The 13,721-nt window shown below is 46.8% G+C and carries 10 protein-coding genes; 3 read left to right on the forward strand and 7 right to left on the reverse strand.

Annotation, left to right across the window (positions count from 1 at the left end; translation table 11 throughout):
* Window positions 1-81 precede the first annotated feature (81 nt).
* The 5 genes from RJ60_RS13035 to RJ60_RS13055 all read right to left on the reverse strand — a co-directional run bounded on the left by RJ60_RS13035 (window position 82) and on the right by RJ60_RS13055 (window position 5,152).
* Window positions 82-1,047 (reverse strand): extracellular solute-binding protein, encoded by a 966-nt coding sequence (locus RJ60_RS13035; RefSeq protein ID WP_374704117.1) that lies wholly within the window; start codon window positions 1,045-1,047, stop codon window positions 82-84.
* A 63-nt stretch (window positions 1,048-1,110) separates the two neighbouring features.
* Window positions 1,111-1,899, reverse strand: a complete 789-nt coding sequence (locus RJ60_RS13040) for an ABC transporter permease (RefSeq protein WP_099828613.1) — start codon at window positions 1,897-1,899, stop codon at window positions 1,111-1,113.
* Window positions 1,899-2,783, reverse strand: a complete 885-nt coding sequence (locus RJ60_RS13045) for an ABC transporter permease (protein ID WP_103134993.1) — start codon at window positions 2,781-2,783, stop codon at window positions 1,899-1,901. Before RJ60_RS13045 ends, RJ60_RS13040 begins: the two co-directional genes overlap by 1 nt.
* Window positions 2,773-3,900 (reverse strand): ABC transporter ATP-binding protein, encoded by a 1,128-nt coding sequence (locus tag RJ60_RS13050; protein ID WP_103134994.1) that lies wholly within the window; start codon window positions 3,898-3,900, stop codon window positions 2,773-2,775. Before RJ60_RS13050 ends, RJ60_RS13045 begins: the two co-directional genes overlap by 11 nt.
* Before the next feature lie 70 nt (window positions 3,901-3,970).
* Entirely contained in the window at window positions 3,971-5,152 is a 1,182-nt protein-coding gene (locus RJ60_RS13055; RefSeq protein ID WP_103134995.1) for a DUF401 family protein, read from the reverse strand.
* 66 nt (window positions 5,153-5,218) lie between these two features.
* On the opposite strand from RJ60_RS13055, the gene RJ60_RS13060 reads away from it, so the two are divergent.
* Window positions 5,219-6,154, forward strand: coding sequence for an alpha/beta hydrolase family protein (locus tag RJ60_RS13060; protein ID WP_103134996.1), 936 nt, complete (start codon window positions 5,219-5,221; stop codon window positions 6,152-6,154).
* A gap of 579 nt (window positions 6,155-6,733) precedes the next feature.
* On the opposite strand, the gene RJ60_RS13065 is transcribed toward RJ60_RS13060, so the two are convergent.
* Window positions 6,734-7,693 (reverse strand): GNAT family N-acetyltransferase, encoded by a 960-nt coding sequence (locus RJ60_RS13065; protein ID WP_103134997.1) that lies wholly within the window; start codon window positions 7,691-7,693, stop codon window positions 6,734-6,736.
* A gap of 119 nt (window positions 7,694-7,812) precedes the next feature.
* Here RJ60_RS13065 and RJ60_RS13070 point away from each other — a divergent pair, with 119 nt between their 5' ends.
* Window positions 7,813-8,982 carry a TraB/GumN family protein gene (locus RJ60_RS13070; RefSeq protein ID WP_103134998.1) on the forward strand — a complete coding sequence of 390 codons (1,170 nt, stop codon included), beginning with the start codon at window positions 7,813-7,815 and terminating at the stop codon, window positions 8,980-8,982.
* A 573-nt stretch (window positions 8,983-9,555) separates the two neighbouring features.
* Window positions 9,556-12,057: an ABC transporter substrate-binding protein gene (locus tag RJ60_RS13075; RefSeq protein WP_103134999.1), complete on the forward strand. Its 2,502-nt coding sequence runs from the start codon at window positions 9,556-9,558 to the stop codon at window positions 12,055-12,057.
* 433 nt (window positions 12,058-12,490) lie between these two features.
* Here the strand turns inward: RJ60_RS13075 and RJ60_RS13080 are convergent, their stop codons facing one another.
* A complete protein-coding gene (locus RJ60_RS13080; protein WP_102818706.1) occupies window positions 12,491-13,114 on the reverse strand; it encodes a class II aldolase/adducin family protein in 624 nt (207 codons plus the stop codon).
* Window positions 13,115-13,721 lie beyond the last annotated feature (607 nt).

The following is a 13,721-nucleotide window of genomic DNA, read 5'->3' on the forward strand; positions in this document are numbered from 1 at the left end:
ACTCCCAAAGAAAAAGCGTATCTCTCTGAAAAGGAGATGCGCCACTTTCGTCAAGCTCAAAGAATCTTCAGAGTATCCACACTAGAGACCGAAACGAATCTCGTTCCACAGAGTGTTGTAAAGTCTAAGGTCCGGCCCGAGATCTTTGATCAATTCGGTGCTTTCCATTTCTTCAAAGGTGTAGACGGGCTCTTCCTCCATAAGCTCTCTAGCAGGCACGTTTGGAGAGGGAAGAAGTAGATAGTCTGAGATCATAGCCGCTATCTCGGGTCTCAGAATGAAGTTTATGAACAGATGAGCGTTCTCAACGTTATTCGAGCCTTTTAGAATAACGAAACTGTCGATCCACATCGTGCTGCCCTCAAAGGGAATGAAGAAATCGATGTCCTTAAGCTCTTCTTCGGTTGCCTCATAGAAGATGTTTTCTCCGTATCCGTGGACTACCCAGAACTCACCGGAGATTATTCCTTTGGCAAAGAGCTCGTTATCAAACTTGGCGATATTTCTCTTCCAGTTCAGGATTAGGTTCTTTGCTTCCTGAAGCTCATTGACATCGGTCGTGTTGACCGAGTATCCGAGATACTTCAGGGCGGCCCCAAAGACCTCTCTCATGTCGTCGAGCATTGTCATCTTTCCCTGGAGTTGAGGCAGTTCGAAGATCTTCCACGACCTCGGATAACTCTTGATGTACTTCGTATTGACTGCAATTCCCGTTGTTCCTACCATATAGGGGATGCTGAAGTTGTTGTTAGGGTCGTAATACATCTGTTCTATGACATTGGGATCAATATTGGCAAGATTGGGAACCAGCGACTTGTCTATCGTGAGCAGCATCTCTTCCTTGATCATTATGCTTGTGTAATCGGCTGAAGGCATAGCAAGATCGTAGCCGCGGGCACCTGCTTTGAGCTTTGCAAACATCGTCTCATTTGAATCGTAAGTGTCATAAGTCACTCTAATGCCGTACTCCTGAGAAAAAGCCTCGATAACCTCATCTGGTATGTAATCCGACCAGCCGTAGATGATCAGATTTCCCTGACCTAGCATCAGCGCGGAAACCAGAAGCGCAACAGCTGTAATGGTAAATCTCTTAATCAATAATCCCACCTCCTAGAAGATTAGCTTTCTGAATCTGCTTCCAAAGAAGGAAATAAACATAGTACCAACCAGAAGCAGTGTGGAAAGCGCGTTTATTACCGGGGAGACCCCGAACTTAATCATTGAATAGATCTTTAAAGGCAGTGTTGTAGATCCCGGGCCGGCGACGAAGAATGTTATTACGAAATCGTCTATTGACAGAGTGAGACTGAGCAGGAAGCCGGCAATGATTCCGGGCATGATAATTGGAACGATCACTTTTCTGAAGACCTCATGGGTTTTGGCTCCAAGATCTCTTGCAGCTTCAACCACAGAATAGTCGAAGTCTTCAAGTCTGGTCATAACCGTTACGGTAACGTAAGAGACACAGAAAGTAACGTGTGCCACGAAGATCGTAAAAAGGCCAAGAGGAACGCCGACGGCGACGAAGAAGATCAGCATCGAGACTCCCATCAAAATGTCCGGGATTATCAGAGGCGTGTACACAAGAATGCCCAGATAACCCTTCAGCCTTGACTGATACCAGTAGAGAGCCATAGCTGAGAACGTTCCTATCGCTGTGGCGGCCAGAGAAGAGGTCAATGCGATTATTACTGTATTGAGAAATGCCCTCCAGACATCGGCCTGTCTGAACAACTCGGAATACCACTTCAGGGTGAAGCCCGTCCAAGTAACTCCCTGTCTTGCGCTGTTGAAAGAGAGTACAATAAGCGCCACGATCGGCAAATAGAGAAAGACGAAGGCGAGCGTTGTGATCGTCATGGAGAATCTACGTCTTCCAATAACCTTCTTTGTCTCCATCAGATCTCTTCCTCTCTCATATAGTTTTCGCGGATCGTAAGCCGCCTCTTATTCTGTACCTTGTTTATTCTCATGTAGACCAGCAGGCCCAACGTAGATATCAGCAGGAAGATCATTGAGATCGCCGAGGAAGACGGCCAATCTCTTGCCACAGTAAGCTGTCTTGCAATAAGGTTTCCGAGCATAGCTCCATCCGTTCCGCCGACCAGATCGGGAATCGCGTATGAGCCGAGAGCGGGAATGAAAACTAGAATGATTCCCGCAATAATGCCTCCTCTAATGGAAGGAATAAGAACCTTGAAGATGGCCTCGGTTCTCTTCGCTCCTAGATCCATTGCAGCCTCAATAAGCCGGAAGTCGAACTTCTCTATTGCACTATAAAGAGGAAGAATCATATAGGGGAGATACATATACACTATGACAAGGATCACCGCACCTGTTGTATACATTAGAGTAAGAGGCTCTTCAAGACCGAGCAGCTGCAGGAAAGAGTTAATTACCCCGTTTCTGCCCAGAATGACCATCCAGCCGAATATCCTTACGAGGAAGTTGGTCCAGAAAGGAACGATAACAAGAGTGAGGTAGATGTTGCTTCTCTTCGATGTCGCTATGAAGTAGGCAGTCGGCAAACCGATTCCCAGGCAAATCACGGTGGCAACCAGAGAAATCCAAACAGTCTTCCAAAGTATCTGCCAGTACCCTGCGTTACCCAGCATCCGAGTGTAGCTTTCCAAAGTGAATGGAAGCTCCACTCCACCATATATTCCCGACGTCAGGAAACTGTACAGTATGATGATGAAATATGGTATCAGAAAGAAAACCGTCAACCAGAGAACTCCAGGCATCGAAACGAGGAATCCGGCCAGATTCCGATTACTCTTCAACTGGAACACCGCCCGTTTCTCTAAGAACGTAGCTATCATCTGCGAACCACCAGACAAAGACATCATCTTTCCAGGAGATGATGACTTCGTCTAGCAGATATCTAACATGCTGCTTGAACGCTTTCATATAGTATTCGCCGATAGCTACGGTGTACTTCGTCTGGTTTCCAAGATAAATGGTCTCGTCGACCACTCCCTTCAAGACGTTGAGCTTGGCGCCTTCGGGGACAACGGGTTTGTCCTTTGTAATCTTCACCTTCTCGGGCCTCAATGAGACCTGTATTTCCTGCCCCTCTCTTACTTCCATATCCTTGTAGAACCAGACTTTTCCGAATCTCTCGGTAACCAGCAGGAAGTATTCGGATTCTACTTTCTCGACGTTCCCGGTGAAGAAATTCGTCTCTCCAATGAAATTAGCAACAAAAGCATTCACCGGGCTCTCGTAGACCTCGAAAGGAGTCCCCAGCTGAATAATCTCTCCATCGTTCATCACGGCCACATGGTCGGAAATCGACATGGCTTCGCTCTGATCATGAGTCACATATATGAAGGTGATCCCCACTTCATCATGTATCGTGTCAAGCTCAACGAGCATGTGCTGTCTAAGCTTTGCGTCCAGTGCGGCGAGAGGTTCATCAAGCAGCAACACGGCAGGGTTTCCCACAAGGGCTCTTGCGATCGCCACGCGTTGTTTCTGACCTCCGGAGAGCTGTGAGGGCATCTTTTCAACGTGTCCGTTGAGGCGTGTAAGATCTATCATTTCCTTAACCTTGCGCCGGATTTCATTCTCGGGTTCCTTCCTGAGTCTCAGGCTGAAGGCTATGTTCTCAAAAACACTCAAATGAGGAAAGAGTGCGTAATTTTGAAAGACGGTATTTACTTCTCGTTCGTTGGGAGGAGTTCCAATTATGTTCTTGCCATTGAGAGTTATATTGCCGGAGGTAGGGTCCTCAAACCCGGCTATCATTCTTAGAATAGTTGTCTTTCCGCAACCGGAGGGCCCAAGAAGAGAGAAGAACTCACCCTGTTCTATCTTAAGAGAAACGTTGTCCACAGCTGTAAAAGAGTTATCGAAAACCTTCGTCACGTTCGATAGGACAACGGAGTGTTCTTTCAACTATTCTCACCTCCAGTCATCGTTAAAGCAAGTAACAGTATACCCTACAAAGCTCCGGAATTGTGTTAATTCAATTTGACTTAAGGAGTACAAAGACAACTACACTTGCCGTTATTGATAGCAAAGTAGCAACGGCAATTCTCCTCACAATTCTTGGATACTCAACCTTGAAGTATTCGCTCGTCAATACTAGGCAGAGATGGACTGGTGAAACAAGAACTCCCACAACTGCAAAAGTGTAGGCGAGAATCGTTGTAGAGAGTGTACCATAACCGTTGCCCATACTTAGAATCAGTGGAAGACTGAGTCCGACGCCGGCCTGAGTTACCCCAGTCATGAACCCCATGAGAAAGGGCAGAAGTACTACGAGAGTCAGCGGTGCAATCGACCAGGCCGTAAGTTCCGAACCCATAGATTGTGGAATCCCGACGGTCTCAACGAGGTTCTTGTAGAAGAATACTGTTAGAAGAAGAATGAAAGTCTTGTATTTCAAAGAAGAAACGAGAACCTTCTTCTTGTTTTTGTTTATAAGCATATATACTATCGAGGTTCCCAGAACTGCCAGCCACCCTGGCTGATTGAGAATTACAAGCACGATCACGGCGATAATCGGCCACGCGCTGATAATAAGCTCTCTCATCGCGAAATGGCTGTAACGGATTCTAATAGGTTTGCGAATCATAAGTAGATAGCCCGCAACAAGCGCAACGGCCCCAATGGGCATTAGCCATATTACCAGTGTGTTCAAACTGATTCTAGATATCCCCGAGGCAATTACGAGGGCTGGATAGAGCGGCCAGAAAAACTCCATCGCGTGTCTGAACCAGTAATTGAACACTAGTCCGTCTTCATTGGAAATCGTGGGATCGGCCCTTGCCAGATCTTTCACCATTGGAGCAGAAAACATCGCCCCTCCAGGCATTGGAAGAAGACCGATTATTGCCGGCATAAGGGCTATCGAGACTCTCGGTTCGGGGAAAAGCCTTTCAATGGCTTTCACAAACCTTGAAGAGTTGCCGCTCTTGTCCATTGTTTCTCCCATGAGATAAATCGAGAAGACTGTAATGATAACCTTCCAGAATTCCCAGTCTGTAATCTCTTCAACAAACGCACTAAGATAGTTTGTCGGGGAGATCATTAGCACAATACCAAGACCAATGACCGAGATCAAAAGCGATAAGGAAATGTCTTTGAGGATCTTTAGAGATACAATTAAAACAACGATAGCTATTGCAACTGCTAGAGTGTTCATTGATTCCTCCCAAGGGTACAGGTTAGCTTATCGAATTATTATATAATTTTGTTGAGGTAGAAGTAAATGGAGAATGTGGTTTTTGCAAGACGTTATTCCGATCATCCTGAAATAATAGAGAGATCCGATAGCGATAAAGGCTCAAGAATAATTCTGAAGTCCAACTATCCGAGTGGCTTTTCAGAGAACGGAGATCTTCCTCTATACCTTTACAACGGAGGAAGAAAGGGGACTGTTCTCTTCTTTCATGGAAGGGGGGAAAAGAACCTCGATTACCTGAGGTGGTTTCCCGAAAACCTTGCGAAGACGGGTTACTCCGGTGCTATGATGATACTTCCCTATCATTTCGAAAGAACCCCCATAGGCTACAGATCGGGAGAGCTGTTTCTCGATCCTAGAACAGATGTTCTTAGAGAGCGTTTTGAAAACGCGGTTGTTGACGGTCTTACATGTTTGAATTACCTCAAATGGGAGTGCCCTCCCCCTTACTTTCTGATGGGATACAGCTTTGGAGGCTTCATATCTGTCATAACGGCGGCTCTCGACAGGTCGATCTGCGCACTCTCGCTCGTCGTCACGGGCGGGAATTTCTACCACATAACCTGGAAGAGCTTCGTGACAGGTGTGATGAGAGTCAAATACGAAGAGGACGGGTCCTGCAACAAGGAGAAATGCAAGAAACTGCATAGTGAAGATTACGAGAGATACATCCGTTCCTTGGAGGGCCCTGAGCTGGAAATCGGCAGTGCTCCAATATCTTGCTTTGAGTACGACCCACTGACATTCGCGAAGTTTGTCAAGTGTCCGACTCTCATAAACGGTGCCCTCTTCGACATTTTCGTCCCCAGACGCTCCACAAAGGAACTCTCAGAGAGGATACCAAATTCGACACTCCGATGGATGCCTACAGGCCATTTGACCTCAATACTCCTCAAGAAGACGATTCTGAAAAGATCAATAGATTTCTTCGAAGGAAAATGTAAGAGGGAAAGCCGGGGTTAGATCTTCGTGGCAAGAGTTAGGAGATAAGAAATTGGTGCTCCGTTGAACGGCGCGAGAGAAAGAGTCTGTTCATCGTTCCAGAGCAGAGCGAGGATCTGTTCTTCGTTCTTGGTTTAGATACAAAAACCACGAACACGAATTCTGAATGGAGTTCATAATGACGGATTCTTCGCTCAGCGACCAGCGGATTTTTTCTCTTAAGTACACAGCGGTTCTTATGCTTGCAACTTGGAACATGCAACTCGCAACTGTTCTTTCGAAGGACGGGTCCTTGCTCTTGGACGGTCAACGGATTACGTCTCTTTCCAGCGTTCAGCGGCTCTTTTTTTGCTTCCTGCGAAGCGGCATCACTTCCCCGGATGTTCTTTCGGGCCTCACTTCCTGCCGAAGGCAGCCTTGCGTCCGCCGATGTTCTTCGGCGCCTACCTTTAGTCTGATCTTTTGTTTTTCGCACCTAGATCTTGCAACCTGGAACTGGCAGCTGGTCTCGGCCGCGAAGCGAAACTGGCGAAGGCGAAGCCTTCACAGGCGCTATGATTTTCGCCTTTTGACTGGACTCTGTCAGCAGACTGCTCCTCATCACACGTAATCAAAACCGTAGTCTGGAAGAGTTATAGGAAGACCCTTGAACTTGCTGCAGCATAGAATCTCCTGGTTAAGCTCGGCCAAAGAGAGTCTTTCAGCACTCTCCAGAAATCTGTCGTAATCCTCCGAAAGCATTACCTCGGTGAAATAGCTTTCCATCTGATCGAAGAAGTGGCGTTTCGAAATGACCTTTGCCGTTCCCGGAAACTCGCATGGCAGGCTTTCTTCGCTTCTGAATAGTCTGTCGGCGATTATAGTGCACTCTTCAAGTCCTTCTTTTTCTATGAAGCTTCTTGTCAAGGATATTACGTCCTTGCTGCTGCCTCCATATTCCACAACGTGATTCCCCGTTTCCATTTCCACAACGGTGATGTACGCTCTGTCGTTGATATAGGTCTTTGTCTTTCTGGCCACTGCGTATCCTGTCGAGAAGATCTTCTCAAAATCCGAAAAGCTTCTGATGTATCTGACGGGTTTCAGTCGGTACAGGTCAAGAATCCTTCCGATGTCGGTACGCTTCGCTTCTCTCATCGCGGTTGCTCTACCATGTTTCACTACAATCTTTTTGAGACCGGGGGGTTTGACCGCTCCAAAACGCTGATACATCCCTCTTCCTCCGGATATGATGAGCAGTGATAGTCCCAGATCTATAGCCAGTTCCTCTGCCTTGGCAAGAGTCACGGCGCCGTAATTCTTTCCGCGGTAGTCTGGGTGAGTGCATAGCGAACCAACGAGTCCAACTTTCATTCTGTGACCGAATAGAGATATTTCTCTGGGAAGGAGCCCGATCATCGCTACAGGTCTTCCAGCCTCTTTGACAACGGTTATGTTCTTAACGTTTTCCTCGGAGAAAAGCACAGGAAAGATCTTGCCCATTTCAGTATTGAAGACCAGAGATGCGAGCTCAATAGCTCCTTCGAGATCTCCGATCTCAGCTCGGACGGGGCTGCTCAAGAGAACACCTCCCAACATCATCTTAATCAGCTATATAATTGATAATCTCATAAACACGAGTTAGCTGCAAGATTTATGATTAAATAGAGTTTGATAATTAAATCGAAAGGGTGATTTCGTTGTCCGAGACAGTGCACAGAATAATGCTTGATGACAAAGAATTGATAGTTATTGGTACCGCCCACGTATCAAAGAACAGCGCCGAAGAAGTGAAGACGATCATTGAGGAAGAGAAACCCGATTCCGTTGCTATAGAGTTGTGTAATTCCCGTTATCAATCGATGCAGGATCAGGATAGATGGAAGAAGACCGATATCGCAAAGGTTGTTAAGGAGAAGAAATCCTTTCTTCTTCTGGCAAATCTCATACTCTCTTCCTATCAGAAGAGAATGGCGAAGCAGATAGGAATTCAAGCTGGACAGGAGATGCTGCAGGCTATTGAGTCGGCAAAAGAGATAGGAGCGCAGCTTGTTCTCGCGGATAGAGATATTCAGGTTACTTTCGCAAGAATATGGGGAAATCTCGGCTTCTGGGGAAAGACGAAACTCTTCTTCACTCTCGTTCTGTCAATTTTCAGCGATGAGAAGATAACCGAAGAAGATCTTGAAAAGATGAAGTCGGGTGATATGCTTACATCGGCTCTTAGTGAACTTTCAAAGTCTTTTCCGCAGCTGAAGGAGACTCTTATTGACGAGAGGGACAAGTTTCTTGCCCAGAAGATCAAGACGGCTCCCGGAAAGAAAGTAGTCGCAGTCGTTGGTGCCGGACATGTCCCGGGTTTGAAAGAGGCTATAAAAGAGGATCAGGACCTTGCGGCACTCAGCAAGATCCCTCCGAAGAAGAAGACCGGTAAGATTATCGGCTGGACCATATCAATAGTCATTATTGCTCTCATAGTATCTACTATTATCGTGAACAGGGATGCCGGATTAGACCAGATACTGGCCTGGATCCTCTGGAACGGATCGCTTTCTGCTCTGGGGACTATTGCAGCTCTTGGCCACCCTCTCTCTATATTGACTGCTTTCTTCATCGCTCCGGTGAGTTCCTTGAACCCTATTCTCGCTGCCGGGTGGTTTGCCGGTCTTGTGGAGGCGCTGGTGAGAAAGCCAAAGGTCTTCGACTTTGAAAACTTGAACGAAGATGTAAGTTCATTCAAGGGGTTCTGGAAAAACAGAGTAACTAAAATCCTTCTCGTTGTTGTCTTCGCGAACGTTGGAAGCAGTGTGGGGACTTTTATCGGGGGAGCCGAGGTCATTAGGATCTTTGTTAAGTCTTTCTTCGGATAAGAGGATGCCTGCGTTCTTGAATGCTTTCATTGTAGAACAAAGAGACTGACGAAATTGCTGAGAGTGTACCCAAGGTTGGTTTCTAGGAGCACATAGGTTCCTGAAGGAAGGAATTTCAAACAGCCGGCTACTTCTGATCGGGAGAAGATTTGCCGATTGGGCCCTTGCAGCCTACTTTATTCTTGATGAAGATGGTTTCTCAGTTGCGTAGAATGTCCTTGGCACGGTGAGCTTATCGAAGGAGAGGGATACGTCGATAGAGAGAAGTAACAGACATCGGTTTATCCGGCAAATTCTCAGTAACTAAGGCTAGTTTGTTCTGTAATGCATCACAATTAAATCTACTCAAGAGAGAAGTTCTTCGTCTTTTGAGTCCAAATGTAATATAATAGTATCGTAAGACATTGCTTTTTTATGAAGCGTTGATTACTTCAGTATCGATCATGGATTACACTGTTTTTTTTGCTCTTTGATAATCTCTCTCGTTTCTTGTCATTACCTAGGTGAAACATCTTTATCCCAGTCAAAACTGTGTCTCTTACGAACTGGCAACTACAAAAGGAGGCGAAAAAAGTGAAGAGAAGACTAACAACTTCTGTGTTAGTGATATTGTTGCTGCTCGGCGGGCTTGCGCTTGCAGTGCAGAAGGGGCCCTATCCTGATCTTGTCTATTTCAACGTTAGGATGTCCGAAGATATCGCTCTGAAAGATACTGCCGAAGGGATGACCGATATCTTCATGTGGGGTCTATCTGGTCCCCAGATCTTCGGACTCGATCAGGCCACCAGAGACAAGCTCGATTTGTATGCCGTTCCATCCGGTTCGTGGTCGCTGCTGATGAACCCGATTCCCAACGAAGCGCCCTATGTAGTAGAAGTTGGGGGCAAGGAGTACTTCAATGCCTTTGCTATCAGGGATATCAGGTTTGCGATTAACGACCTGATTAACAGACAGTACCTAGTCGATGAGATTCTTGGAGGTGCAGGCACTCCGGCCTTCACTATGGCTACAACGGGACAGCCTGGAACGTACCGTTATAACCTTCTCGCAACGAAGTTTGGCTTTACAGCAGAGGGTAACGAGGCAAGAGCTTTGGAAGTAATAGAAAGCTCTATGCAAGCTGCGGCTAATCTTCCGGAAAATGTCGGAAGGCTTGTGAAGAGAGCCGATGGCTTCTGGTACTTTGACAATGAGCCCGTTACGATCAAAATCGCCATTAGAGTGGACGACCCTCAAGGCCGCCTAAAGGAAGGAGATTACATCGCCGATCAGCTGGAAAAGGCAGGACTGAAGGCTGAAAGGCTTTATTGGGACAGGATCAAATGCAGCAGCGTTGTTTACGGTGGAGATCCGGCGGAATTCACCTGGCAGATGTACACAGAAGGCTGGGGAGCAGGAGCAACAAGAGCCTTCTGGGAGCATATCGTCGCCCAGATGTATGCCCCGTGGTACGGGTACATGCCAGGTGGAATGACGGAAGGCTTCTGGAACTATCAACAGGATGAGATTGATGAGGTTACACTGAATGCCTATACCGGAAACTTCCTGACCGAGGAGGAGTACTGGGAACTGGCGCTGAGAGGTCTTGAGCTGGGTCTTGAGGATGCAGTCAGGATATATGTTGTAAATCAGTTGGATTTCTTCGTTGCCAACTCGGCGAGACTGAAGCAAAGATTCGCTTATGGGCTTGGGGACGGTCTCAACACCTGGTCGATAAGAACTGCCGTTACAGATGACCGAACGCTATTCATAACGCAGTTCTCAGCTATGGGGTCGCTCTTCATGGATGCCTGGGACCCGATAGGGACGGACGGTTTTGACAGCGTATACTCGAATTACATAGCCGGAAACCTTTATGATTCCGCGATGTTCGAAAGTCCGGCATCAGCTATCCCCACACCTTTAAGAGCGGTACCGGTTGAAGTTGAAACCAGGGCAAGGCGTAACGAAGAGGGAGATGTAGTAGGCGACTTTGATGTTCCCGCAAATGCGATAAATTACTGCCCGTTCAACGAAGCCTGGCTGAAGGTTGGAGAAGGGAAAAAATCGATGTCTATGGCTACGTATGAGTTCAGATTCGGCAACTTACATCATGGACAACCAATTTCGGTAGTTGATTTTCTGTACGCTCAGGGCTTCCAGATGGAATGGGCCAACAAAGAGGGCGATGATGACCTCCAGTACGAGCGGGCGTATTCCTCGTCGCTTAAGAATTCGTTGGATACTATAATAGGCTGGGTATTGAACGAGGATGATACCATAACGGTGTATTTCGACTACAACTTCCCCGCGAGCAAGGAAAGAGTTGCTAGTTGGGGAGCGCCGGGTATAAGTGTCTCTGCATCGGGCCATGCGGTCGGTTGTGCATGGGAGATCGCAGAAGCAATGTCGTTGCTTGTAACTGAAGGCAGCAAGTCCGGCACTTCTTACTCAATAACTATGGATCCTGCCTTCACCGAAGTCGATGCTATTGCTCCTGCGTGTGTGAAAGACATCAGAGCTAAACTTGTCGAGATGAAGGAAAGGAAACACATTCCAAACTACATCAAGGAGTTTGTGGATGAGCAGTATGTTCTCGAGAGATACGATGCGGCGATCAAATTCATAGACAACTACGGTCATGCTTACATCAGCAACGGTCCGTTCTATCTCTCAAGGTTCGATTCAACATCTAACTTCATGGAACTAAGAGCTTTCAGAGATCCAAGCTATCCATTTGAAGACACCTACTGGATAGAGGAACTGAAGACGCTAAGACTGGAGATTGAGAGTATCGAAACCCCCGCCTTCATAGGGAAGGGTAGCGATCTTCCAGTAACGGTTCACGTCGCGGAAGTCACGTACCCGATTGACGAGTCGGTTCCTGCGACAGTCGGAGAAGTAACGGTTTCTTTGATTATCGGTCAGGAAAGTGTCGAGTTCAAGGCTGTTATGGTCCAGCATGGCGTCTTCGAGTGCACGATACCGGCAAGTGTGTTTGAGAAACTCGAGTCTGGATCATACGTTATCATGGCTATTGCGGAGCTTGAAGGAGCTATCCCAGCTTCGGCTTCCACTTCGGTGGTCCTCTTCTGATAGCTTTCTGAAGAGCTATTTGAAGAGTAGTTCGCAATTTGGAGAGGTAGTGTTTTTTGCACTGCCTCTCCTTCAGTTTCTCAAGGAAACGCGGGTTCGAGAAATGAGGTGCGATGAAAGAGATTTTGCTCTGTAAGGTAGATCTCGAGAATCTTCTGCTGTCTGCAAGACGGCAGTCACTGTTGGACAAACTCAACGTCTATCGATGAATGAGAATGGGACCAGTTCATGACCGAGTGAAGATAACTCAAGAGATACCCCAGAAAATCTGGGATCTTGTTACTTCATGAAGCATGGCTACAAGGAGAAGAACTCTTCTTAAGTCTCAAGAACTCTCTTTTGAACAGACCCGCAAATAGGGTATCGAAAGTCGTCTCAACATAAAAGAATCAGAAATCGCTCCAGTGAGATTAGTTTAGAACCTACGGTGCTTCTAGTATCCCCTAACTTTTCTCAAGAACCTTTCAACTTCTTCAGAAGGGATCTCCAGATGGCCGGGCCTTGCGCCTGAGAGATGGGTTATCTGCGCCAGAAATTCCAGTGTTTCGAGCTTGGCGTAAGCCTCTTCTATGCTTTTACCGGTAACAGTGACACCGTGATTCCTGAGAACAAAGGTTCTCGAACCCTGCTTCAGGCCTTCACCGAATACCTCTGCGAAATCGTCTGTGCCTGGCATTTTGTAGGGCAGATAAGTTATTGGAGCCAGCATGAGCGCCGTTTCGGGCAGGACGTTTACCGGGAACTCCTTCTGTTGAACGGCCATAGTCGTTGCATGAACAGGATGAGCGTGAAAAACGGATACAACTTCGTTACACTCTCTGTAAATCTTCAAGTGCATCCTGTATTCAGACGATGCTTCTCTTCTTCCTCTCACCTTGTTTCCCGCAAGATCGACCTCAACCAGATCCTCTTCCGTCAAAAAATGCTTCACCATTGTTGTAGGAGTTATCACAATATGATCTCCGATTCGAACGCTCATGTTTCCGCCGGTGCTTTCCGTTAGTCTTCTGTCCCACGCCAGCCTTGCAAAAAGGACCAGTTCTTCTCTCAAATCCATAATGGCCTCCATTCTGTTCGATATTCTGCTCTATATAATATAGAATGAAATAATTATAAGTCGATTTTATTATAGCGGGTTACTTTTCTTTGCCGAGAACAGTTGCAAGTTGTCAGTTGCAGTGTGCCAAGATGACGTCAAGGACTGTCATTCGAGAGCTTAAACTTCTGAGCCTGCGCTGGAATCCACTCACTTTCTCATCCTGTAGTGGTTCTGTACGGGATCTAATCTCGACCGTCTTGAGCTGCGGACGATGTAAGAGGTTTGAGGCTAGAGGTCAGAAAGGCAAGATCTAATTGCTCTTCTTACCTCTTACCTCTTACGTCTTTTTTTTGCGATCTCGATCTTGCGAATTAGTGCACACCCTCTGCCACTGCTTGGCCCTCCTTTTTCAAGAGAGGACTTAAGATCAGGATCATCAGGAGCCAAATGCTGCATACACTGCCAAGAGAGAAGAAGCATAATATGATTTCTTTTAGCTCCCTAACTTATGGGTAATGATGAACTCTCGAGAGAGGATCAAGAGCTTTTCAAGGCTTTTGGAGATCCCGGACCCTTGCCTGCCCTCTTTGCTTTTCCCTTCTCTTTATTCATTTAAATGGAAGGC

It is taken from the genome of Mesotoga sp. B105.6.4, assembly GCF_002896535.1.
Classification (GTDB): domain Bacteria; phylum Thermotogota; class Thermotogae; order Petrotogales; family Kosmotogaceae; genus Mesotoga.